Genomic DNA, 23,210 nt, shown 5'->3' with positions numbered 1-23,210 from the left:
CGATCCCTTGCGGAGGGTAGCTTCGACCGGGCACGGGAAAACGCTATCCGAGCGGGCGTCACGCCCAGAGATGGATTTCGACGATGAACATCCGACACCACTCGTTCCGCGCCGTCGTGGCGGTCGCCGCGGTCGGCTGCCTCCTCGCGGGAGGCGCGCAGAGCGCGGGAGCAGCCGCGCCGATCGCTCCAGACACCGGCCGACACGACCACGGCGCGAAGACCCCCCAGCTGGAAGCGCTCGACCGCGGTCTCGTCGCCGTGTCGACCGGCGACGGGGTCTTCCTCAGCTGGCGGCTCCTGGCCACCGAGGCGACGGGCTCCACCGCGACGGGGCTCGCCGGGCCCGACTTCGCCGTCTATCGCGATGGCACGAAGATCGCCACCGTGACCGACAGCACGAACCACGCGGATGCCGAGGGCACCGCCGACTCGGAGTACTCCGTCGTGCCGGTGGTGAACGGCGTCGAGCTGGCCGACTCGGCCTCCGCTCCCGTGACGGCGTGGGCGCAGGGGCACCATGACCTGCCGCTGCGCAAGCCCGCCGACGGCGTCACCCCGAAGGGGGAGTCGTACACGTACTCGGCGAACGACGTCTCCGTGGGCGACGTCGACGGAGACGGGCAGTACGAGTACGTCGTCAAGTGGGATCCGTCGAACTCGAAGGACGTCTCGCAGCGCGGCTACACCGGGCCGGTGTACCTCGACACCTACGAACTCGACGGCACACTGCTGAATCGGCTCGATCTCGGCGTCAACATCCGCGCGGGCGCTCACTACACGCAGTTCCTCGTCTACGACTTCGACGGGGACGGCCGGTCCGAGACGATGCTGAAGACGGCACCAGGCACCAAGTCGGTGCAGTTCGCCGCAGACGGCTCGGTGAAGAAGGAGTCGTACATCACCGTGCCGAAGTCCGACCGCAAGGCCGGATATTCGAATGACGACGACTACCGTCTCAGTGCCGCCGACTACGAAGAGCATCTCGTCGAGCTGTTCCTCGGATGGAGCGAGCGCGACGAGGTCGTCTCGGGGCAGTGGCCCGCGACTCTCGAAGAGGCCTGGGGCATGCCGGTCGCGCATGAGTACCCGCTGAGCAGGGAGAGTGCCGAAGAACTCGCCGACGCGTTCCTCGACGTGTACGCCCCGAGCCGCAGCAGCCGCAACCTGCTGCGCGAGTTCGAGGGCTTCATCATCGACGGGCCCGAGTACCTGACCGTGTTCGACAGCGCGTCGGGCAAGGAGCTCCAGACGATCCCGTATCCGACCGAGCGCGGAGACGACGGTCTGCTGTGGGGCGACTACGCGATGTCGCGCATCGAGCCGGGCAACCGGGTCGACCGCTTCCTCGCCGGTGTCGGATACCTCGACGGGCAGCATCCGTCCGCCGTGTTCGCCCGCGGGTACTACACCCGCACGACGGTCTCCGCCTTCGACTGGGACGGCAAGCGACTGAAGGAGCGCTGGGATGTCGACAGCGGTCACGTCCCGCTGTCGAACCCGTTCAACGACTCCCCGCACGGCCGCGACGGCACCGATCCCGAGTTCGGCACGATCACGACACAGGGCGACCACTCGCTCAGCTTCGCCGACGTGGACGCCGACGGCCGGCAGGAGCTCGTCTACGGATCGGCGACCATCGACGACGACGGCGGACTGCTGTACAGCTCGTTCGATGTGCTCCCCGAGGGCAGCGCCGATCCTGGCGCGACGGTGCGGCTCGGTCACGGCGATGCGATGCACGTCACCGACATCGACCCCGCCCGCCCTGGGCTCGAGATCTGGACGGCCCATGAGGGTGCGACGAGCGCGCCGTACGGATCGGTGATGCGGGATGCCGCGACCGGTGAATCGCTGTTCGGCGCCTACTCGGGCCGCGACACCGGCCGGGCCATGATCGGAGACGTGCGTCCCGACGTGCCGGGGATCGAGGTCTGGTCGAGCATGCCCGGAGGGACCGAGGGCAGCGGTCTGCTGAGCGCGTCCGGTGCGGTGCTGCAGCCGGAGACGCCCGGTACGAACATGTCGATCCGCTGGTCGGGCGACCTGACCACGCAGCTCGTGAACGGCAGCGGCACGCAGACGCCGACCATCGACGACTGGACGAGGGGCACGGTGCTCACCGCGACCGGGACGCTCACGAACAACGGCACGAAGGGCAACCCCTCGCTCGTCGCCGACGTGCTGGGCGATTGGCGTGAGGAGCTGCTCGTGCGCACGGCCGACTCGACAGCGCTGCGCTTCTTCACGACGACCGAGCCGACCACGCACAAACTCACGACCCTCATGCACGACGTGCAATACCGGGTCGAGACCGCACGTCAGCAGACGACGTACAACCAGCCCGCGTACACCTCGTTCTATCTCGCGAGCGATGTCGACTGGTCGACCGTACCGGTGCTCACGACGCCCACCACGCCGAAGGCGCCGACGTTCACGGACAAGCCGGGCACGTCCCGCGACGAGGTGAAGGTCCCGACCGGGGTGAAGGGCGTCACGTACTACGTGAACGGCGAGAGGGTCGACGCCCGTAACGGCAAGGTGCGGATCACCGGCGAGGTGACGGTGATCGCGGTCCCCGACCCCGCCTACCGCCTCGCGGACGGCGCCACCTCGCAGTGGACCGAGACGCTGCGGAAGCGGTGACGCTGCGCGGTCGCTGACCGAGCGCCGAGAAGCCCCACCCCGAGTCGACTCCTTCCCGTGCCGACTCGGGGTGGTTCTCTGTCCGGCGGCTGGCCCGGCGTCGGCGTCGCGCTCTCAGGCCCCGGTCAGCACGAGCCAGAGCAGTGCGCCGTTGAGAGCGATGAGCAGGACCGAGGCGATGATGCCGGCCGCCGTCGTCCATGCGCGGTTCGCCCACGGGCCGAGCGTGCGGCGCTGGGCGGTCAGCGCGACGAGCGGGATCAGGGCGAACGGGATGCCGAACGAGAGCACGACCTGGCTGAGCACGAGCGCCAGCGTCGGATCGACGCCGACTCCGAGGATCACGAGCGCAGGGATCAGGGTCACCAGGCGGCGGGCGAGCAGCGGGATGCGGACCTGCAGCAGGCCGTGCATGATCTCCGCCCCGGCATACGCGCCCACCGAGGTCGAGGCGAGACCGGAGGCCAGTAGCCCGACCGCGAAGAACGTCGCGACGACAGGGCCGAGCCCGGCGGCGAGTGCGGCGTGCGCGCCCTCGAGGGAATCAGTGCCCTCGACGCCGGCGAGGTTGGCGGCGGCGAGCAGGAGGATGCCGAGGTTCACGGTCCCGGCGATCAGCATGGCGATCGACACGTCCCACCGGGTGGCGGTCAGGAGTCGGCGGATGCGCGAGGTCTCGGTGCGCGCCGCCTCGGTCGCGGCATGGGTGGCGAGAGACCCGAACCTGTCGCGGGTGAGAGAGGAGTGCGCGTAGATGGCGTGCGGCATGATCGTCGCGCCGAGGATCGAGGCGGCCAGCAGCACGGAGCCGGTGTCCTCGAAGCGGGGGACGAGGCCCGCGACGACGCTGCCGGCATCCGGGGGAGCGACGAAGAGGCCTGCGACGAACCCGACCGCGATGATCACCATCAGGCCGATGATGACGAACTCGAACGGCCGCGCGCCTCGCCGGCTCTGCACCGTGAGCAGGATCATCGACACGGCCCCGGTGATCACGCCGCCGAGGAGCAGCGGCACGTCGAACAGCAGGTTGAGCGCGACGGCGCCGCCGATCACCTCGGCGAGGTCGGTCGCCATCGCGACGAGCTCGGCCTGCAGCCAGTACGCACGTCGTGCCCACGGGCGGGTGAGCCGGGCGCCGAGCACCTCGGGCAGGCTCTGCCCTGTGACGACGCCGAGCTTCGCCGAGAGGTATTGGATCAGCCAGGCCATCACGTTCCCGGCCACGACGATCCAGACGAGCAGGTACCCGTACTGGGCGCCGGCGGTCATGTTGCTGGCGACGTTGCCGGGGTCGAGATACGCGACGCCCGCCACCAGCGCGGGACCGAGCAGCCACAGGCTGCGCGACGGAGTGGCGCGGACGGTGGGAGCGTCCCGGTCGAGCGACGCATTTTTAGGCATACCGAAATCGTAGCGGATATTTCGGCGTACCTAAATATCTGTATCGGGGGTGACGGATAGCCTGACGGGATGGATGAGCAGACGCCCCCGGACGAGCCACGGTCAGACCAGGCGTCCGCGCAGCCGGGGTACGGGGTGGGGCCCTGGCCCGAAGGTCAGGCCGCATGGCCGCACGGTGCGCAGTACGACCCTGAACTCCTCGCGGCCGGCGACACCCGTAACGTGATCGACCGGTACCGCTACTGGCGGATGGACGCGATCGTCGCCGATCTCGACACCCGACGGCATCCGTTCCACGTCGCGATCGAGAACTGGCAGCACGACATGAACATCGGCTCCATCGTGCGCAGCGCCAACGCCTTCCTGGCCGACACCGTGCACATCATCGGGCGCCGCCGGTGGAACAAGCGCGGTGCCATGGTCACCGATCGGTATCAGCACGTCGTGCACCACGACGACGTCGAGAGCTTCGCCGCGTGGGCTGCCGCGGCCGGTGTGCCGATCATCGCGGTCGACAACGTCGACGGCGCCGTGCCCGTCGACCGCGCCGACCTGCCGCAGAGCTGCGTGCTGCTGTTCGGGCAGGAGGGCCCTGGACTGTCGGATGCGGCGCTCGCCGCGGCATCCGCCCACATCGAGATCACGCAATACGGCTCGACCCGCTCGATCAATGCGAGTGCCGCCGCCGCCGTGATCATGTACGAGTGGTGCCGGCGGCACGCGGGCTGAGAGGCTCTCCGCTCGCGACTCCGCGCCACCTCTCGACACGGCGGGGGCGCAGGCGTAGCGTGAGTCCCGATCCGAGGAGGCTGTCATGGCAGACATCCGTTCCATCCGCCCGTTCCTGTGGTTCGACGGCCGGGCGCAGGAGGCGATGGAGTACTACGTCTCGGTGTTCCCGAACTCGTCGATCGATCAGGTGGTGCTCTACCCGGACGAGTCCCTCGATCGTCACTTCGAGGGGATGACCGGCAAGGTGCTCAACGGCGAGTTCACGCTGAACGGCACGCCCTTCGGATGCCTCGACGGCGGGCCGCAGTTCACGTTCAACGAGTCGATCTCGTTCGTGATCGGGTGCGACGACCAGGCCGAGATCGACCACTATTGGGCGGCGCTGTCTGCTGTGCCGGATGCCGAGGCCTGTGGCTGGTGCAAGGACCGCTTCGGCGTGAGCTGGCAGGTCGTGCCCGCCGGCTTCGATCTGCTCCAGCAGCGCCCGGAGCAGATCCAGGCGCTCATGCACATGAAGAAGATCGTGATCGCCGAGCTCGAGAACGCCTGATCGCTGGCGGCCCGCTCAGTCGCGATCTATGCCGAACGTGTTCCGGTAGAGGGCGGTCACATCGCGGTCGAGCGTGTCGATCCGGCGATGCACGCTCTGGATCTCCGTCTTCACGACATGGATGAACAGGGTCGAGACGACCGTGACCATGCCGAACATCGTGGCGGCGAAGACGCCGATCAGGACCCATACCTGAGGCTCGTTCATGGTCAGCACGCTCCGATTCTCGTTCGCCTCCGATGAGAATGCCAGGCCTGGGGCGGGAGACTTCCCGAGATTCCGGGATACGTGCAGAAGTCCGGATTCGCAGCGATCGTGCAGTGCTAGACGCCCGCGGTGACCCAGCGACCGCTGCGCACCCGCCAGCCGAGCGTGCCGAGCCGCGCGAGCAGGTAGACGCCGAAGAAGGCGACGGCGAGCCAGATGAGCCCGGGGGCGTCGTCCACTCCTGTCGCGGCGATGATCCACAGCGCCGGGAGGAACGGCAGCAGATTCAGCCCGCCGGCGAGCGCCAGGTATCGGGCGTCGTTCGCCCCCATCAGCACGCCGTCGAGCACGAACACGACCCCGGCGATCGGCTGGGCCGCCGCGAGCACGAGGAGAGCGGGCTGGACGAGGGCCGCGATCCTCGCATCCCCGGTGAACACGATGCCGAGCACCCCGGAGAGCGCCGCGATGAGCGCACCGACGGCCACGCCGAACCACGCTCCCCAGGCGACGGTGCGCCGGAGGACCCGGTGCACCTGGCGTTCGTCGCCGGCGCCGAGCTCCTTGCCGATCAGCGCCTGGGCGGCGATGGCGAGGGCGTCGAGCGCGAAGGCCGCAGCGGAGAAGATGGTGAAGACGATCTGCCACCCCGCGAGCTCGTCCGTGCCGATGCCGGTGGCGACGGCGACCGTCGCGAGCAGGGCCGCCCGCAGGCTCACGGTGCGCAGGAACAGCCAGCCGCCGGAGCGGGCGGTGCTGCCCATGCCCTCGCGCCGCACCCGCAGGGAGGCGTCATGAGTGGCGGCGAGGCGGCGGATCACGAGCACATACGCGCCGACCATGCCCCACTGGGCGACGACCGTGCCGGCGGCGGAGCCCGCGATGCCCCAGCCGAGCCCGTAGATGAAGAGGACGTTCAGGAGAGCATTGGCGCCGAAGCCCAGACCGGCTATCCACAGGGGTGTCATCGTGTCCTGCATCCCGCGCAGGAGTCCGGTCGCGGCGAACACGATCAGCATCGCGGGCAGGCCCCACATCGAGATGACCAGGTAGGCGTTGGCCTCGGATGCCACGGCATCGCCGGCGCCGAACAGCGAGACGAGCCAGGGCGACGAGGCGGCTCCGGCCGCGGCGAGCACGGCTCCGATCGCCAGCGCGAGCCACATGCCGTTGATGCCGACCGAGACCGCTTCGCCGGGGCGCCCCGCACCGAAGAGCCGGGCGACGGCCGGTGTCGTCGAGTAGGCGAGGAAGACCATCAGCCCGACGATCGTCTGCAGCACGGCACCCGCGATGCCGAGTCCGGCGAGCGGGGTGGTGCCGAGGTGTCCGACCAGTGCCGCGTCGACGATGAGGAACGCGGGCTCGGCGATCAGCGCCCCGAGAGCGGGGACGGCGAGGCGCAGGATCTCGCGGTTGAGAGTGCGCTCGGTCATCCTCCGAGCCTATGGGCTGGTGACGCGAGGCGGTCGTACCCTGGAAGGGAACCCGGACGCGACGGAGGTGCATCATGACGGATCCCCGAGAGGCCGCGGCGAGGTATCGCGCGCGGCAGCGGAGCAGGAGCGCGGGTGAGGAGGATGCCGAGGAGACGGCCGAGCCCGGCATCGCGGCGGCCACCGACCGGGCGGCCTTCATCGAGACCGCGATCCAGGTCGCCATCCGACGCGGCGACTTCGACGATCTTCCCGGGGCGGGGAAGCCCCTCGAGGGGCTCGGCACCCACCACGATCCCGACTGGTGGATCCGGCGCAAGATCCAGCAGGAGAATCTGACCGGTCTCGGTCCGCCCGCGATCCTGCTGCGCACCGAGGACCGGGAGCTCGACGACCAGCTCGACCTGCTCGGCCGCGAGTCCGACGTGCGCGACGTGCTGGAGGACTTCAACCGTCGTGTGAAGGAGGCGCGTCGTCAGCTGCAGGGCGGTCCACCCGTGGTCACCTCTCCGCGCGACATCGACGCGGAGGTCGCGGCGTGGGCGGAGCGCAGGGCTGCGCGGTTCGCCGCACGGGCGTCGGAGGACCCGGAACCGCAGCGGCGCCGTCGGTTCGGCCTGCGCCGCCGAGCCTGAGCCGGGCACGATCCCTGCCGGATGTCGGAGGGCCGCATAGGCTGTTCGCATGACCGACGCGCTCCCCTCTGGCCTTGAGACCTCCGAGTTCAGCTCCGACATCCGCCCGCAGGACGACCTGTACCGCCACGTCAACGGCGCGTGGCTCGCGCGCACCGAGATCCCCGGCGACAAGGCGCGGTGGGGGTCGTTCCACCTGCTCGCGGAGCAGGCCGAGAAGGACGTCCGCGCGATCATCGAGGAATCGCAGGATGCGGAGCCCGGCACCCTGGCGCGCAAGATCGGCGACCTGTTCGCGAGCTTCATGGACACCGACCGCATCGCCGCGGCCGGTGTCACCCCGCTCGCGGAGACGCTCGCCGAGATCGAGGCGATCGACAGCATCCCCTCGTTCCTGCGCACCGTCGGCACGTTCGACCGCGACGGACGCGCGCACCTGATCGGGTTCTATGTCGACGGCGACCCGGGCAATCCGGAGCGGTACGTCCCCGTCGTCGTGCAGTCAGGCCTGTCGCTGCCCGACGAGAGCTACTTCCGCCTCGACACCTTCGCCGACACGCGCGCCGCGTACCGTGCGCACCTCGAGCGTCTCCTCGCCCTCGCCGGCATCGCGGATGCCGCAGCGACCGCAGAGCGCTCGATCGCGCTGGAGACCGAGCTCGCCGGACACCACTGGGACAACGTGCGCAGCCGCGATGCGGTCGCGACCTACAACCTCAAGACGTGGGCCGAGATCCAGGAACTCGCAGGGGTCGACCTCGAGCCGTGGCGCGACGCCGTCGCTCCCGCCCACCCCGAGGCGTTCGCCGAGGTCGTCGTCTCGCAGCCGAGCTTCCTCGAAGGCCTCGGCTCCCTCCTCGTCGCCGAGCGGCTCGACGACTGGAAGGCCTGGCTGCGCGCTCAGGTCGTGCATGCGGCCGCTCCGTATCTGACCGACGACTTCGTGCAGGAGAACTTCTCGTTCTACGGCACCGAGCTCACCGGCGTCCCCACGATCCGGGAGCGCTGGAAGCGCGGCGTCTCCGTCACCGAGGGTGCGCTGAGCGAGGCCATCGGCAAGGTGTACGTCGAGCGCCACTACCCGCCGACGGCGAAGGCGGCGATGGACGAGCTCGTCGATCACCTCATCGAGGCCTACCGACAGAGCATCACCGACCTCGAGTGGATGACGGCCGAGACGCGCGAGCGCGCCCTCGCGAAGCTCGACTCGTTCACGCCCAAGATCGGCCACCCCGCCGTCTGGCGCGACTACTCGAGCCTCGAGATCGACCGATCGGACCTGTTCGGCAACGTGCGTCGCGCGGCGATCTTCGAGCACGACCGCAACGTCGCGAAGGTCGGCAACCCGATCGACCGCGACGAGTGGCACATGCCCCCGCAGATGGTCAACGCGTACTACAACCCGTCGATGAACGAGATCGTGTTCCCCGCGGCCATCCTGCAGTACCCGTTCTTCGACGTGGCACGCGACGCCGCGGCGAACTACGGCGGCATCGGCGCGGTGATCGGCCATGAGATCGGTCACGGCTTCGACGACCAGGGCAGCCGATACGACGGAGACGGCAAGCTCCAGGACTGGTGGACCGATGCCGATCGCACGGCATTCGAGGAGCGCACCAAGGCTCTCATCGCGCAGTACGACGAGCTGGTGCCCGAGGGTCTCGACGCCGAGCACCACGTCAACGGCGCTCTCACGATCGGCGAGAACATCGGCGACCTCGGTGGACTCGGCATCGCCCTCAAGGCGTACGAGCTCTCGCTCGGAGGTGCCGAGGCTCCGGTCATCGACGGCTACACGGGAGTGCAGCGCCTGCTGCTGTCGTGGGCGCAGGTGTGGCAGCAGAAGAGCCGGGATGCCGAGACGCTGCGACTGCTCACGATCGACCCGCACTCGCCGAACGAGTTCCGCTGCAACCAGATCGTCCGCAACATCGACGCGTTCTACAAGGCCTTCGACGTGACGGAATCCGACGCGCTGTGGCTGCCGCAGGACGCGCGCGTGACGATCTGGTGACCAAACTCCGCAGTATGTAGGGCATCCTCACCTGCGAGGGTTACGATATCCGTGCTGCGGGGGATGGACCCCGCAGCATCCCGCCAATCCAACCCCCCTTTAAGGATCACGCGTGGGTGCTTCGGAGCCTGTCGATGGGCCGTCACTGGCCTCGCTGCGCCGGTCTCAGCGGACCAGCCGGCGCTTGCCGCGCCGCGCTGCCGCCGGGCGCCGGTCGTTCACCTCGACGCTGCGGGCGCTCGAGCAGTTGGCGGATGCCGGGGCTCAGGTGTCGGTGCACGTGGTCGACCTCGACAACCATGTGCACGTCCTCGCGGGCGACGACCACGTCACGATGCCCGTCGCGGGGCTGGGTGTCGTCCCGCTCCTGATCGAGGTCGCGGCGGCCTTCGACAACGGCACCCTCGATCCGCTCGAGATCGTCGATCGGGCCGCGGTCGAGTCCGTGTCGACGTCGGGGCTGTGGCGTCACCTGCATGCTCCGGCCCTTCCGCTCGAGGACCTCGCCGTGCTCGCGGCGACGGCCGGGGATCCGATCGCGGTGAACGCGCTGCTCCAGCGGGTCGGGCACGACCGCGTGCGGGAGCGGATCGAATCGCTGGGGCTGCGTCGCACCGCACTGCTGGACCGGTTCCGCGACGAGCGAGGGCCGGACGATGCGCCGCAGGTGGCCGTCGGGTCGGCGCGCGAGCTCGCCGGGCTGTTCTCGGCGCTGGTGAACTCGCAGGTCGTCGACCCTTCCGTGAGCGCCCAGGTATCGGAATGGCTCAGCCTGAACCAGGATCTGAGCCTCGTCGCCGCGTCGACGGGCCTCGATCCGTTCTCGCACGACCACGACGCTCACGGCCTGCTCTTCATCAACAAGACCGGTCGCGACCGGGGCGTGCGTGCCGAGGCCGGCGTCCTCGCCGGACCCCGTGCCGGCGTCGCCTACTCGCTGATCGTGTGCTTCGACGACCTGTCGATCACGCACCGCCTGCGCGCGCATGACGCCTTCCGCGTGCTCGGCGTCGAGCTCATGGAGTACACCCACTGATCTAGCATCGAGGCATGCCGCGAACCGACTGGACTCCCCATCGCCGCGACGACGGCGAGCTGCTCGGATGGATCCACCCCGACGGCGACGCCTGGGTCGCGGTCGACGTGCTCGGCCGTCGGGCGTCGGACGCCGTCGACTGGCTGGATGCCGAGGCGGCGCTGGAGGAGCACGGGATCGGCTGGCTGGCCGACCCGTGGATGCTGGAGGGCGAGGGCGACCGCGCGCTGCGCGTCCGCATCCTCGAGGTGACGCCGGATGAGGAGGGCGTGCCGGGACGCATCCTGGTGAAGGTCGACGACTTCGGAGACGTCACCCGACCGCAGACGCAGCAGTTCTCCCTGCCCTGGCCGATCCCCGAGCGCCTGCGCGCGCCGTCGGAGGGCGACCCCGACCCGCGCGTCTTCTGATCCCGCTCAGCCGGGCAGTGACGGGTGCTGCTCTGCGGAGCGCTGACGAGGGATGAACAGCGACAGCACGAGGGCGACGATCCCGGCGGCGATCGCCAGCCAGAAGCACAGGTCGAACGCCGCCCGCGACGGCACGGCGACCCCGTCGACGTCGATGCTCATGGCCGCGAGCACTCCTCCCATCACGGCGGAGGCGCTCGAGGTGCCCACGGACCGGAAGAGGGCGTTGAGGCCGTTGGAGGCGCCGGTCTCGTTCGCCGGGACCGAGCGCATGATGATCATCGGCATCGCGGCGAAGGTGAATCCGATGCCGACGCCGATCAGCAGGTTGCCGACCAGGATGTGCCAGACCTCGCTCGACCACAGCAGCACGAAGACATAGGCGAGCACGATCGCCGCCGCGCCGACGGTGAACAGCGGGCGGGGGCCGACGGTGCGCTCCAGCCATCCCGACAGCGGCGAGATCACCATCATCACGAGGCCCGCCGGCATGATCACGAGCGAGGCGGCGACCATGTCGAGACCGAACCCGGAGCCTGCGGCGACCGGCATCTCGAGGAGCTGGGGGAAGGTCACGTTCGACGCGAACAGCGCGAATCCCATGCCGATCGCGGCGATGTTCGTGAACAGCACCGCGGGGCGGGCGGCGACGCGCAGGTCGAGCAGCGGATCCTTCGTGCGCAGCTGGTACCAGCCCCAGACGAGGAGCACTCCGACGCCGCCGATGATGCAGGTCAGGGTCAGCGGTGCGGTCCAGCCCCATTCGGCTCCACGCGAGACGAACAGAAGGATGCCGGTGAGGCCGATCGCGAGGCCGATGGCGCCGATCACGTCCAGGCGCCCGGGGAAGCGCAGCACGTCTTCCGGGATCACGAGCAGCACCAGCGCGAGTCCGACGCCTCCGAGTGCGGCGGCGAGCCAGAAGAGCCAGTGCCAGTCGGCGTTCTCGGCGAGCAGCGCCGCGACGGGCATCCCGATCGCACCGCCCACGCCCATCGTCGCGCTCATCAGGGCCACGGCGGTGCCGAGTCGTTCGGGAGGGAGGACGTCGCGCATGATCGCGATGCCGAGCGGGACCACGCCCGTCACCGCGCCCTGCAGTGCCCGCCCGATGATGACTCCGACGATCGAGCCGGAGAGCGCCGCGATCAGCGATCCGACGATCAGCAGGGCGAGCAGCACGATCACCACGCGGCGCTTGCCGTACATGTCGCCGAGCCGGCCCGAGATCGGGGTGGCGACGGCGGCGACGAGCAGCGTGATCGTGACGACCCAGGTCGTGTCCTCGCGCGAGGCGTTCAGCAGTCGGGGCAGCTCGGCCTGCAGCGGCACCACGAGCGTGAACATGAACGACGAGCAGAGGCCGGCGAAGGCCAGCACCGCGACGATCGCCCACTTCGGCGATGTCCGGGAGAGCCGTCGGCGTGCGCGATCCTCGTTCTCTCCCATCCCTCCAGGCTATCGGCGCCCGCGACTCCCGAGGGTCAGCTCACACCCTTCATGAGTCGGAGGACGGGCTTGACCGAGAACAGCAGCCCTGCGCCGACCAGGATCGCGATGCCGCCGAGGATCGAGAAGTACGGCACCTCGTTCGTCGGGTCGTAGAACTGCACCAGCCAGCCGGAGATGGCCGTGCCGAGGGCGATGGACAGGAAGAACAGCGCGACCATCTGGGTGTGGAACGCCTTCGGGGCGAGCTTCGTGGTGACCGACAGCCCGACGGGGGAGATGAGCAGCTCGGCGATCGTGAAGACCAGCAGGATGCCGACGATCGCGAGGAGCGGCGTCGAGTTCGCGCCGCCGCCTGCGAACGGCAGGAACAGCAGGAAGGCGGCACCCATGACGATCGCACCGAGGGCGAACTTCACGGGTGTCGACGGCTGCCGCGTGCCGAGGCGGGTCCACACGGCCGCGAAGACGCCGGACAGGATGATGATGAACACCGGGTTGATCGACTGCACCCAGGGGACGGGCATCTCGAAGCCGAGGATGTTCCGATCCAGGCGCTCGGAGGAGTACAGGGTGAGCACGGTGAACTGCTGCTGGTAGAGCGACCAGAAGGCGACGCTCGTGATGAACAGCGGCAGGAATCCCCACACGCGCGAGCGCTCGGTGGCGTCGATGCGGCGGCTGCTCAGGATCACCGCGAAGTAGGCGATGGTGGCGGCGACCGTTCCGAGGATGACGATCGTCGACAGGTTGCCGGCCTGGATGACGCCGACGAGCACCAGCACGGCGATCAGAGCGATCGCCGCGACGGCGATGACCGCGACCACCGGATAGCGGCGCGCGGGCAGCGGGTTCGGGACGCGACGGGCCTCGTCCGGCAGCGCCTTGCGCCCGAACGAGTACTGCACGAGTCCGAGCGTCATGCCGATCGCTGCCAGCCCGAATCCGTAGTGGAAGCCCAGCGAGGACTGCAGGATGCCGGTGAGGATCGGGCCCATGAACGCGCCGAGGTTGATCCCGAGGTAGAACAGGGAGAACCCGGCATCCCGGCGGGAGTCGTCCGCGCTGTAGAGGGTGCCGACGACCGACGTCGCGTTGGCCTTGAGGCCGCCTGATCCGAGCGCGACGAGCACGAGTCCGACTCCGACTCCGACGAAGCCGGGCAGCAGCGCGAGCGCGACGTGCCCGGCCACGATGACGATGGCGCTGAGGAACAGCACCCGCTCCGAGCCGAGCATCCGGTCGGCGACCCACGCCCCGAGGATCGTGGAGAGGTACACAGATCCGCCGTATGCGCCGACGATCCCTCCCGCCACGGCCTCCGGCAGCCCGAGGCCGCCCTCGGTGGCCGAGTAGTAGAGGTACAGGAGCAGGATGCCCTGCATCCCGTAGAAGCTGAACCGCTCCCACATCTCGACGCCGAAGATGTGGACGAGAGCCCAGGGCTGGCCGAAGAACCGGGTGTCCGCTGTCGTGGCGGATGTCTCGCTGGATGCCATCCCTCCACGGTACGCCCCGTCGTCGCAGGCTTCAGACCGTGTTCGATTCCGCATTCGGCGGCGAGAGGGGCAGACTGGGGACCGTGCGAACCATCCGTGATCTCGACACCGTTGAACTCATCATCGATGCGCAGGGCCTGCTGGATTCGATCCGCGGCCCCGAGCGCGTGATCGACGCCGGCACCCTCAGGGCGCTGCAGCAGTCCGGCAACTACGTCGTCGGACTGTTCGACGCCGATGATGCCGATGGCGGCGAGGAGCGCATGGTCGGGGCCTCGATCGCCTTCTTCGGAGCGCCGGGTCGCCGGGCGATGCACTCGCACATCACGGCGCTGCTGCCCGAGTACCGGGGTCGCGGCTGGGGCAGGGAGCTCAAGGAGCACCAGCGTCAATGGGCCTTCTCCAACGATGTCGGACGCATCACCTGGACGTTCGACCCCCTCGTCGCGCGCAACGCGCACTTCTTCCTCACGGTGCTCGGCGCCAGGGCGACCGGTTACTCGGTGAACCGCTACGGCATCTTCGGCGGTGGGGATGCGGGTGACGAGAGCGACAGGCTCGACGTCGAGTGGGCGCTCGCCGACATCGCGAAGCCCCCGGCATCCGATGCCGTCGTCGAGACGCTGCAGATCCCCTCCGACATCGAGACGATGCGCGTCGAGGATCCGGAGGCGGCTCACGAATGGCGCACGCGGCTGCGCGCCCAGATGGAGGGGCTGCTCGGCAGTGGGCTGACGCTCTCCGGATTCGACGTCGAGCAGGGGTATCTCTTCACGGCGTGAGAGGGCCACGCTGGGGTCTTCGCGTGAACGGGTCGCGGATAAGATTGACGTACCCGTGATCACGGGTCCTCCCGCAGCCGACCATTGGAGCCACCGTGGCCGAACAGTCCCGTCTCGACAAGGTCATCGCCCTTGCCCGCCACCGCGGGTTCGTCTTCCAGGCGGGTGAGATCTACGGCGGTTCGCGGTCCGCGTGGGACTACGGGCCCCTCGGTACGGAGCTCAAGGAGAACATCCGCCGCCAGTGGTGGCAGACGTTCGTGCGCGGTCGCGGCGACATGGTCGGTCTCGACTCGAGCATCATCCTGCCCAAGCGCGTCTGGGAGGCGTCGGGTCACGTCGCCACGTTCACCGACCCGCTGGTGGAGTGCCTGAGCTGCCACAAGCGCTTCCGCGCCGACAACCTCATCGAGGACTTCGAGGCGCGCAAGGGCCGCAAGGCAGAGAACGGGCTCGCCGACGTGCCGTGCCCCAATTGCGGCACGAAGGGCCAGTACACCGAGCCGAAGTCGTTCTCGGGTCTGGTGAAGACCTACCTGGGCGTCGTCGATGACGAGTCCGGCCTGCACTTCCTGCGCCCGGAGACCGCGCAGGGCATCTTCGTGAACTTCTCCAACGTGCTGACCGCGAGCCGTAAGAAGCCGCCGTTCGGCATCGGCCAGGTCGGCAAGGCGTTCCGCAACGAGATCACGCCCGGCAACTTCATCTTCCGGACCCGCGAGTTCGAGCAGATGGAGATCGAGTTCTTCACACCGCCCGCCGAGGCGCAGCAGTGGTTCGAGCACTGGGTGGAGGCCTGCTGGAACTGGTTCATCGACCTCGGGATCGACCCCGAGAACATGCGTCAGTTCGACGTCCCGGAAGACGACCGCGCCCACTACTCCGCCGGCACGATCGACGTCGAGTACCGCTTCGGCTTCACCGGCAAGGAGTGGGGCGAGCTCATGGGTGTCGCCAACCGCACCGACTACGACCTGTCGAGCCACAGTGAGGCGTCGGGGCAGAGCCTGACCTACTTCGACCAGGCCACCGGCGACCGCTACACGCCATACGTGATCGAGCCCTCGTTCGGCCTGACGCGCGCCATGATGGCGTTCCTCGTCGACGCCTACCGGGAAGAGGAGGTGCCGAACGCCAAGGGCGGCACCGACGTGCGCACGGTGCTCAAGCTGGATCCGCGCCTCGCGCCGATCAAGGCCGCGGTGCTTCCGCTGAGCCGCAACGAGCGCCTGTCGCCCCTCGCGCGCGAGGTCGCCGACACCCTCCGCAGCTCGTGGGCCGTCGACTTCGACGACGCGGGCGCGATCGGTCGCCGGTACCGCCGACAGGACGAGATCGGCACGCCGTTCTGCGTCACGGTCGACTTCGACTCCCTCGACGACCGTGCGGTCACCGTGCGGGATCGCGACACGATGGCTCAGGAGCGCGTGTCGATCGACGAGCTCCACGCCTACCTCGCGGAGCGTCTCCAGGGCGCCTGAGATGTCGATCTCGGGCGGAGATCGCGCACGAGCACCGCACGGTGCCTCGCACGACGGTTCGCGTGGCGCCTCGCACGACAGTTCGCGTGGCGCCTCGCACGACGCCGCCGCGGTCCGGCCCGTCGCGGCTGTCGTGCTGGTCGCGGTCGCGCTGGCCTGGCTGCTCCTGACGGTCCTCGACCTGCGCGAGAACGACGGCATGGCCCCTCTCCTGGCGATGTTCGGCCTCCCCGCGCTCGCCTCGGCGATCGTCATCCAGCTCGTGATCACCCGGATGTCCGAGCGTCGTCACGTGCCGAGACCGGTGCTGTGGTGGATGCTCGCGGTGCTTCCGACCGGCATCCTCGCGGCCTTCGTCGCTGCGATCGTGCGGGACCCCGAATACTTCATCGGCGACGACGGGCCCTGGATGCTGGTCTGGGTACCGATCTTCGTCGTGGTGGGCATGCTGCTCGGAGCCCTGCTCTGGTTCTTCTTCGTCTTTCCGCTGGTGAACCTGGGGACGGCGATCGGCAGGATCGTGCGCGGTGAGGTGAGCGCCGGCGTCGTCGTGATGCCGCTCGTCCTCCTCGCGATCGGGGTCCTCTGCGTGATCGGCGGCCTGTCGGTCGACACCGACGGCAGCGGGCGCGCGTCCTGGGGCGCGATCATCGCCTCCTTTTTCGGGATCCCCGGCGCGTACGACGTGATCTGGGAGCCGGGCCTCTGGATCGTCCGGGGCATCGTCGCGGCGATCGTGCTGGTGTTCGCTGTGCCAGCCCTGGCAGGAAGACTCCGTCCCCGCTGATCCGTCTGGTGGTGCCTCGGGGCGTCTGGTATCGTCCTGCACCGTGGGTACTCTGATTCGCTAGATCGGGACGCCGCGTCGAGGCTCTTCCTCCGCGGTGGGTCCTGAGCGAACGCGCCGCCTCCGGCGTGCTCGAGGTCCGTGTCCGTGTCGTCTTCGACGACGCCCGTCCGCGGCGTCACGGCGCCGCAGGAGAGGACTCTCCATGCTTTCCGCCCACCCCTCAGACAACCCAGCCCCGTCTTCCCCCGTCTCCAGGCGGTCCAGATCGCATCGGATGTGCGAGCTGCGCTCTGCGACCGTGCGGTTCGGTGATCGCATCGTGCTCGATCGCATCGACCTCGTCGTCGGGCCCGCAGATGTTGTCGCCGTCATCGGCGACAACGGCGCTGGCAAATCCACCCTGCTGCGTCTTCTCGCGGGCCACATCGGCCCGACGGCCGGAGAGGCGAGGGTCACCATCCCCGGCGGCATCGCCCTCGCCGAACAGAATCCGGTCTTTGTGCCCGGCACGACGATCTCGGAAGCTATCGACCTCCTGCTTCGAGACCTTCGTGCTCTGGAGCGCGCGCTCCAGAGCGCGTACGTTCGACTGGCCGAATCGGCGCCGGCGGAACGCGACCCCCTGATGACCGAAGTCGCCCGACTGCAGGATCTCTTCGAGGCGCGCGGCGGATACGAGGCAGATCGGCGGGTCGATGCCGCCTTGGACCAGCTCGGTCTGAGTTCGTGGGACCGCACCCGTCCGGTCGCTCACCTCTCCGGCGGTGAGCGGTCCCGACTGGCGCTCGGGGTGGCTCTGTCGGCGAACGCCGAGCTCCTGCTCCTCGACGAGCCCACCAACGACCTCGACGATCAGGCGCTGTCGTGGCTGGAGGAGCGCATCGCCCATCGCCGAGGAGCGCTCGTCGTGGCGACTCACGATCGTGACTTCCTCGACAGTTTCGCAACCGACATCGTGCGGATCGAGGGAGGCGGCGTGCGCCGCTACGGGGATGGCTACTCAGGCTTCCTGCGTGCGCGTGCCGCCGAACGGCGACGGGCGATCGAACGGCATGAGGAGTGGAAGGTGGATGTCGCCCGCAACGAGGCGCTCGTATCCGCGAACGCATTCCGGATGGCGGCTATACCTCGAAAGCTCGAACTCGACGGGTTCGGGCACGGCGCTTTTCGTGCACGCAGCAGGGAGCACGGCGCCGCCAGTCGCATCCGCATGGCGAAGGAGCGACTGGCCCGCCTGCGAGCGAACCCGTGTCCGCCGCCGCCGGAGCCCTTGCGCTTCCGCCTCGATGTCGGATCGGATCGGTGGCCCGAGCCGGCCACGCGCCCGAACCCGGCCGCTCTCGCGGCGTCGGGGACGGAGCGCGAGCGACCGCTCGTGCGGGTCGACGGGCTGGAGGACGAGCGCGGCGGACACAGCCTTCGTGTGGACGGCTGGGTCGTGCGCGCCGGAGAACGCTGGCTCATGACCGGGCCGAACGGCGCAGGAAAGACCACGCTGCTCTCACTGCTCACGGGGGAGCGGGAGGCCGCGCACGGCACGGTCGTCCGGGCCGACGGTGTGCGGATCGCCCAGCTGCGGCAGGACACCGGCCCGGGCGCCGCCGTCACGGCTCTCGACATGTTCGCGCGGGCCACTCGGTCCGCACGGGACGATGCCGCGGAGATCCTCACCCGCCAGGGGCTCCTCGCCGCAGCGGACTTCGACAGGACGACGGCGTCGTTGTCGGTCGGTCAGCGCCGTCGCCTGGACCTCGCCGTCGTGCTGGCATCTCCGTCGGACGTCCTGCTCCTCGACGAGCCGACCAACCACCTGGATCCCGAGCTGATCGAGCAGCTGGAGGATGCTCTGGAGGAGCATCCGGGTGCGGTCGTCGTCGTCACCCACGATCGGCGTTGGTCTCGCAGGGCTGCCCATCGCGGAGCCCGCCGAGTCCGGATCGACGCGGGGGTGATGGCCGTGCTGTGACGCTGTCGTCTCCGATGCCGCGTCCTCGTCGGCCGCCGCTCCCGAGCATCGCTCCGATCAGTCGGTGACGGTCAACTGCATCTGATCGGTGCCGCCGGCCTCCACCCAGGCGAGCGACCGCTCGAGGATGCCACGCAGCACGTCGAGGTCGACCTGCTCGAGGTCCTTGATGTACAGGCAGCCGGCCCCGGCGGTGTGCGGGCCGAGCTTTTCGAGTGCGTCCGCGTGCGCATCCACGCCATCGAGGAGGTAGATGGTGGTCGCGGACTTCCTCGGTGCGAAGCCCAGCAGGCCGCTGTCGCCCTCGGTGCCGGTCGGATAGCGGTAGTGGCAGGTGCCGAAGCCGATGATCGTGCCCCAGGTCTGCGGAGGGCGGCCGGTGATCTCCTGCATCATCGCGGTCAGGGTCTCGGCATCCCGACGGCGGGCCGCCGGGGAGGAGCGGGCGATGAGGCCGGCGACGTCATCGCCGGTCGGCTTCATGCCTTCGCTTTCGCCGCGGCCTTCATGGCCTTCTTGTGTTCGCGCACCTTCGTGAGCGATTCGGGCGAGACGATGTCGGCGACGCTGCGGTACGAGCCGTCGGTGCCGTAGTCACCCGCCGCTTCGCGCCATCCTGCGCCGGTGAAGCCGTACTGCTTGCCGAGGAGCGCGACGAAGATCTTCGCCTTCTGCTCTCCGAAGCCGGGGAGGTCCTTGAGCCGCTTGAGCACTTCAGCGCCGGTGGGGTCGCCTTCGGTCCAGATCGCCGAGGCATCGCCGCCCCACCGATCGACGATCTCCTGACACAGCGTCTGCACGCGGGTGGCCATCGAGCCGGGGAACCGGTGCACGGCAGGCGTCGTCTTGAAAGCCTCGAGGAAGTCGTCAGGATCCATCGCCGCGATCGTGGCGGCGTCGGACGCTCCCGTCCGCTGTTCGATCTTGAGGGGACCGGCGAAGGCGGTCTCCATCGGGACCTGCTGGTCGAGGAGCATACCCACAAGCAGGGCGAGCGGGTTCTCGGTCAGCAGGTCGTCTGCGGCGGTGTCTCCGGTGATGTGAAGGGCCATGTCTCCAGTCTGGCATCCCGGGTGCTCGAATCAGATGCGCTGCAGTTTCGGGAGAGGACCTTCGAGGCGTGCGATGGAGACGCGCACATCGGCGATGTCGCCTTTGAGTTCGGTGCGGAGCTCGGCGATGTCGCCCTTGAGTTCGGCCCGGAGTTCGGCGATGTCGCCTTTGAGTTCGGTGCGGAGTTCGGCGATGTCGCCTTTGAGTTCGGTCTTCAGGTCGGCCATCTCTGCTCGGACCTCGGCGATGTCGCCTTTGAGTTCGGTGCGGAGTTCGGCGATGTCGCCTTTGAGTTCGGTCTTCAGGTCGGCCATCTCTGCTCGGACCTCGGCGATGTCGCCCTTGAGTTCGGTTCGGAGATCAGCCAGCTCCGTCTCGACCTTGGTGAACCGCTCATCGATCCTGTCGAAGCGGATGCCCAGCGCTCGACTCTGTCCCGCGAGCATGCGCGAGACGCCGCCGAGCACGGTGGCCGTGAAGGCGAAGAGGGCGATGATGATGCCGATCACATCCGGGTCCACGAGCATCCTCCCAGTCTGCGCCGACCACGGGGCGCTGTCATGGGTTCGACGATATGAAGCAGCGGCGACCAGCGGTCGTCACGACGGGACTCATCCCGAACATGGGGGAGAGGCGCCCGAAGAGGGCTCCTGTGCAGAAGGAGCGGGGACTCAGGCGCTCGCGACGTCGTCGACGTCATCCGCACCGACGGCATGCGTCGGCTCGATGCCGTACAGCGTCGTCAGGGCTGCGGCGAACTCGTCCGCGCGCCCGCCGGCGGCGAGCTCGTGCGCTCGCGTGGTCGGCGTGTGCAGCAGGACGCCGGTGAGGTGGCGGAGCGCCTGCTCGACGCGACCGTCCTCATCGCCACGCGCGCGGGCGCGGCCGATCTCGGACTCGAGCAGCGAGAAGATGTGCGACCGCAGTGCCACGACCGACGGCGTGACGCTCTGGCGGCTGCCGACGACGTGGAACGTGTCGGCCGCTTCGCGCACGACGGTGCGTGCGGCATCCGTCGCCTGCAGCTCTTCGAGGGGGGCGTGCAGGCTGATGGTCTCGAGATCCAGCAGCGCGACGCCCTCGAGCGCGGCGACGGTCGGGTCGACATTGCGGGGCATCCCGAGATCGACGACCAGCTGGCTGTGCGAGCCGACGGGGCATCCCTCGGCGACGATCCCGGTGGGTGCCTGCAGGTGCTCAGGCGTGAGCACCGGGGCGGCGGCCGTCGTGCAGGTGATCAGCAGGCTCGAGCGCGAGGCGACGCGGGCGTAGTCGTCTGCGGCGACGGCGCGGATGCCGTGCTTCGCCGCGAACTTCTCGGCACGGCCGGATGGCGAATAGACCGAGATGTTGACCGCGCCGCGCTCGCGCAGGGTCGCGAGGGTGACGGCGGCGTATGCGCCCGTGCCCACGAGCAGCACGCGCTCGGTCGACCAGTCGGCGATGCGGCTGTCGGCGAGTTCGAGAGCGAGACGCACCAGCGAGCGCCCCGCACGTCCGAGGGCCGTGACGTTCTTGACCTTGCGCTGCGCCTGGCTCGCGCGCTGGAAGAGACGCTCCAGCTCGGGGGAGGTGGTGCCCTCCTTGCGTGCCGACTTCAGGGCGCGGCGCACCTGGCCCGCGATCTCCCCTTCGCCCGAGACGACGGATTCGAGACCGGAGGCGACGGAGAAGAGGTGCTCGGCCACCCGACGACCGGAGTGGACGTCGTACGCGCCCTCGAGCTCGGAGGCCGAGATTCCGGTGGAGGCTTCGACGGCCTCGAGCACCGCTTCGACGCCGATCGCGCCGGCGGCGGTGACGGGCTCGTCCATCTCGACGTACGCCTCGAACCGGTTGCAGGTAGCAAGAACGACCGCACCCTGCACGCAGGACGCCATGTCCACCACGGTGGAGGCGACGTCATCGGGGGTGCGGCTCAGGCGTTCGAGCAATTCGAAGGAGGCGGTCTTGTGACTCGCCGTGACAACCAGCAGCACGTATCGATTCTACCTGAGGCTTCGTGCAGGTCGGCCCAGAAGCGGATGGGAGGATGGATGCATGGCCCTCTCCGACGCTCCGCTGCTGCGTGCCCTCACCGGACCCCGCCCCGAGCACGCCCCCGTCTGGTTCATGCGTCAGGCGGGCAGGTCGCTGCCCGAGTACCGGGAGCTGCGGGTCGGGACGCGGATGCTGGACGCCTGCCTCACGCCCGAACTCGCGGCCGAGATCACCCTGCAGCCGGTCCGCCGGCACGGGGTGGATGCGGCCGTGTTCTTCAGCGACATCGTCATCCCGCTGCGTCTGGCGGGTGTCGACGTGGAGATCGAGCCCGGTCGTGGGCCGGTGTTCGCGAACCCGGTGCGCTCTGCGGCGGACGTCGACCGCATCACCGCCATCGATCCGCTGTCGCTCGACGGCACCGCGATCGCCGAGGCGGTCGGCATCGTCACCGCCGAGCTCGGCGACACCCCCCTCATCGGCTTCGCCGGGGCTCCCTTCACTCTGGCCGCCTACCTCGTCGAGGGAGGCCCGTCCAAGGAGCATCTGCGGGCCCGCGCCATGATGCACTCCGACCCCGAGTCCTGGAATCGCCTCGCCGGCTGGCTGGCGCAGGTCTCGCGCCGCTTCCTTGAGATCCAGCGCGACGCGGGAGCATCCGTCGTCCAGCTGTTCGACTCGTGGGCCGGATCGCTGAGTGTCGCCGACTACCGGGCCTTCGTCGCACCGCACTCGCGGGTCGCGCTCGACGCGATCGGCGTCCCGAGCATCCACTTCGGCGTGGGCACCGGGCCGTTCCTCGCGGACATGCGCCTAGACGGCATCGCCGACGGCGTGGGCGTGGACTGGCGGATGCCACTCGACGAGGCCGCCGCGATCCTCGGAGACGACGTCTCGGTGCAGGGCAACATCGATCCGGCGCTGCTCTCCGCTCCGTGGCCGGTGCTCGAAGCGCATGTGCGCGATGTCGTAGAACGGGGCCGCGCGGCCCGAGGGCACATCGTCAACCTCGGACATGGGGTGCCGCCGGAGGCCGACCCCGACCAGCTCACTCGGATCGTCGAGCTGGTGCACTCGCTCTGACGGCACGGTGGCGCCAGCGGGCAGTGCGGAGCGGGTCCGGCGATCGCTGCACGGACGC

The 23,210-nt window shown here is 69.2% G+C and carries 21 protein-coding genes; 12 read left to right on the top strand and 9 right to left on the bottom strand.

Features of this window, described 5'->3' with window-relative positions:
• Positions 1 to 83: 83 nt before the first annotated feature.
• Entirely contained in the window at positions 84 to 2,645 is a 2,562-nt protein-coding gene (locus tag ACESK8_RS07910) for a rhamnogalacturonan lyase (RefSeq protein WP_372968080.1), read from the top strand.
• Between the two features lie 114 nt (positions 2,646 to 2,759).
• On the opposite strand, the gene ACESK8_RS07905 is transcribed toward ACESK8_RS07910, so the two are convergent.
• Entirely contained in the window at positions 2,760 to 4,049 is a 1,290-nt protein-coding gene (locus tag ACESK8_RS07905) for an Nramp family divalent metal transporter (protein ID WP_372968079.1), read from the bottom strand.
• 69 nt (positions 4,050 to 4,118) lie between these two features.
• Here ACESK8_RS07905 and ACESK8_RS07900 point away from each other — a divergent pair, with 69 nt between their 5' ends.
• Entirely contained in the window at positions 4,119 to 4,778 is a 660-nt protein-coding gene (locus tag ACESK8_RS07900; RefSeq protein ID WP_372968078.1) for a TrmH family RNA methyltransferase, read from the top strand.
• Positions 4,779 to 4,863: 85 nt separating this feature from the next.
• A complete protein-coding gene (locus ACESK8_RS07895; protein WP_372968077.1) occupies positions 4,864 to 5,331 on the top strand; it encodes a VOC family protein in 468 nt (155 codons plus the stop codon).
• 15 nt (positions 5,332 to 5,346) lie between these two features.
• Here ACESK8_RS07895 and ACESK8_RS07890 read toward each other — a convergent pair whose 3' ends face one another.
• Together ACESK8_RS07890 and ACESK8_RS07885 are read right to left on the bottom strand one after the other, a co-directional pair.
• A complete protein-coding gene (locus ACESK8_RS07890) occupies positions 5,347 to 5,538 on the bottom strand; it encodes a hypothetical protein (protein ID WP_372968145.1) in 192 nt (63 codons plus the stop codon).
• 116 nt (positions 5,539 to 5,654) lie between these two features.
• Positions 5,655 to 6,974, bottom strand: a complete 1,320-nt coding sequence (locus ACESK8_RS07885) for an MATE family efflux transporter (RefSeq protein ID WP_372968076.1) — start codon at positions 6,972 to 6,974, stop codon at positions 5,655 to 5,657.
• A gap of 74 nt (positions 6,975 to 7,048) precedes the next feature.
• Here ACESK8_RS07885 and ACESK8_RS07880 point away from each other — a divergent pair, with 74 nt between their 5' ends.
• From ACESK8_RS07880 to ACESK8_RS07865, 4 genes are all read left to right on the top strand, one after another.
• On the top strand, positions 7,049 to 7,609 hold the full coding sequence (locus ACESK8_RS07880; protein WP_372968075.1) for a DUF1992 domain-containing protein: 561 nt from the start codon (positions 7,049 to 7,051) through the stop codon (positions 7,607 to 7,609).
• 49 nt (positions 7,610 to 7,658) lie between these two features.
• Positions 7,659 to 9,623, top strand: coding sequence for a M13 family metallopeptidase (locus ACESK8_RS07875; RefSeq protein WP_372968074.1), 1,965 nt, complete (start codon positions 7,659 to 7,661; stop codon positions 9,621 to 9,623).
• A gap of 112 nt (positions 9,624 to 9,735) precedes the next feature.
• Entirely contained in the window at positions 9,736 to 10,659 is a 924-nt protein-coding gene (locus tag ACESK8_RS07870) for a serine hydrolase (protein ID WP_372968073.1), read from the top strand.
• 14 nt (positions 10,660 to 10,673) lie between these two features.
• Positions 10,674 to 11,069: a hypothetical protein gene (locus ACESK8_RS07865; protein ID WP_372968072.1), complete on the top strand. Its 396-nt coding sequence runs from the start codon at positions 10,674 to 10,676 to the stop codon at positions 11,067 to 11,069.
• 6 nt (positions 11,070 to 11,075) lie between these two features.
• On the opposite strand, the gene ACESK8_RS07860 is transcribed toward ACESK8_RS07865, so the two are convergent.
• Entirely contained in the window at positions 11,076 to 12,518 is a 1,443-nt protein-coding gene (locus ACESK8_RS07860) for an MFS transporter (protein ID WP_372968071.1), read from the bottom strand.
• A gap of 35 nt (positions 12,519 to 12,553) precedes the next feature.
• Positions 12,554 to 14,017: a peptide MFS transporter gene (locus ACESK8_RS07855; protein WP_372968070.1), complete on the bottom strand. Its 1,464-nt coding sequence runs from the start codon at positions 14,015 to 14,017 to the stop codon at positions 12,554 to 12,556.
• An 83-nt stretch (positions 14,018 to 14,100) separates the two neighbouring features.
• On the opposite strand from ACESK8_RS07855, the gene ACESK8_RS07850 reads away from it, so the two are divergent.
• The 4 genes from ACESK8_RS07850 to ACESK8_RS07835 all read left to right on the top strand — a co-directional run bounded on the left by ACESK8_RS07850 (position 14,101) and on the right by ACESK8_RS07835 (position 19,036).
• Entirely contained in the window at positions 14,101 to 14,799 is a 699-nt protein-coding gene (locus tag ACESK8_RS07850; RefSeq protein ID WP_372968069.1) for a GNAT family N-acetyltransferase, read from the top strand.
• A 95-nt stretch (positions 14,800 to 14,894) separates the two neighbouring features.
• Positions 14,895 to 16,280, top strand: coding sequence for a glycine--tRNA ligase (locus ACESK8_RS07845; protein WP_060928310.1), 1,386 nt, complete (start codon positions 14,895 to 14,897; stop codon positions 16,278 to 16,280).
• A 1-nt stretch (position 16,281) separates the two neighbouring features.
• Entirely contained in the window at positions 16,282 to 17,067 is a 786-nt protein-coding gene (locus ACESK8_RS07840; RefSeq protein ID WP_372968068.1) for a hypothetical protein, read from the top strand.
• 322 nt (positions 17,068 to 17,389) lie between these two features.
• Positions 17,390 to 19,036: an ABC-F family ATP-binding cassette domain-containing protein gene (locus ACESK8_RS07835; RefSeq protein ID WP_372968067.1), complete on the top strand. Its 1,647-nt coding sequence runs from the start codon at positions 17,390 to 17,392 to the stop codon at positions 19,034 to 19,036.
• A 57-nt stretch (positions 19,037 to 19,093) separates the two neighbouring features.
• Here the strand turns inward: ACESK8_RS07835 and ACESK8_RS07830 are convergent, their stop codons facing one another.
• The 4 genes from ACESK8_RS07830 to ACESK8_RS07815 form a co-directional block, all read right to left on the bottom strand.
• A complete protein-coding gene (locus ACESK8_RS07830; RefSeq protein ID WP_372968066.1) occupies positions 19,094 to 19,519 on the bottom strand; it encodes a DUF1801 domain-containing protein in 426 nt (141 codons plus the stop codon).
• A complete protein-coding gene (locus ACESK8_RS07825; RefSeq protein ID WP_372968065.1) occupies positions 19,516 to 20,088 on the bottom strand; it encodes an HhH-GPD-type base excision DNA repair protein in 573 nt (190 codons plus the stop codon). The genes ACESK8_RS07830 and ACESK8_RS07825 overlap by 4 nt, the downstream gene beginning before the upstream one ends.
• A gap of 30 nt (positions 20,089 to 20,118) precedes the next feature.
• The gene (locus ACESK8_RS07820; protein WP_372968064.1) at positions 20,119 to 20,616 is read right to left on the bottom strand and encodes a hypothetical protein; all 498 of its coding nucleotides are present in this window, start codon (positions 20,614 to 20,616) and stop codon (positions 20,119 to 20,121) included.
• 144 nt (positions 20,617 to 20,760) lie between these two features.
• The gene (locus tag ACESK8_RS07815; RefSeq protein WP_372968063.1) at positions 20,761 to 22,068 is read right to left on the bottom strand and encodes a glutamyl-tRNA reductase; all 1,308 of its coding nucleotides are present in this window, start codon (positions 22,066 to 22,068) and stop codon (positions 20,761 to 20,763) included.
• 61 nt (positions 22,069 to 22,129) lie between these two features.
• Between ACESK8_RS07815 and hemE the strand changes: the two genes are divergently transcribed.
• Positions 22,130 to 23,152 (top strand): uroporphyrinogen decarboxylase, encoded by a 1,023-nt coding sequence (gene hemE, locus ACESK8_RS07810; protein ID WP_372968062.1) that lies wholly within the window; start codon positions 22,130 to 22,132, stop codon positions 23,150 to 23,152.
• Positions 23,153 to 23,210: the final 58 nt, after the last annotated feature.

It is taken from the genome of Microbacterium sp. (assembly GCF_041641055.1).
Taxonomy (GTDB): Bacteria; Actinomycetota; Actinomycetes; order Actinomycetales; family Microbacteriaceae; genus Microbacterium.
Note: the sequence above shows the minus strand (reverse complement) of the source record. Positions and strands in the feature narration are given on the sequence as shown.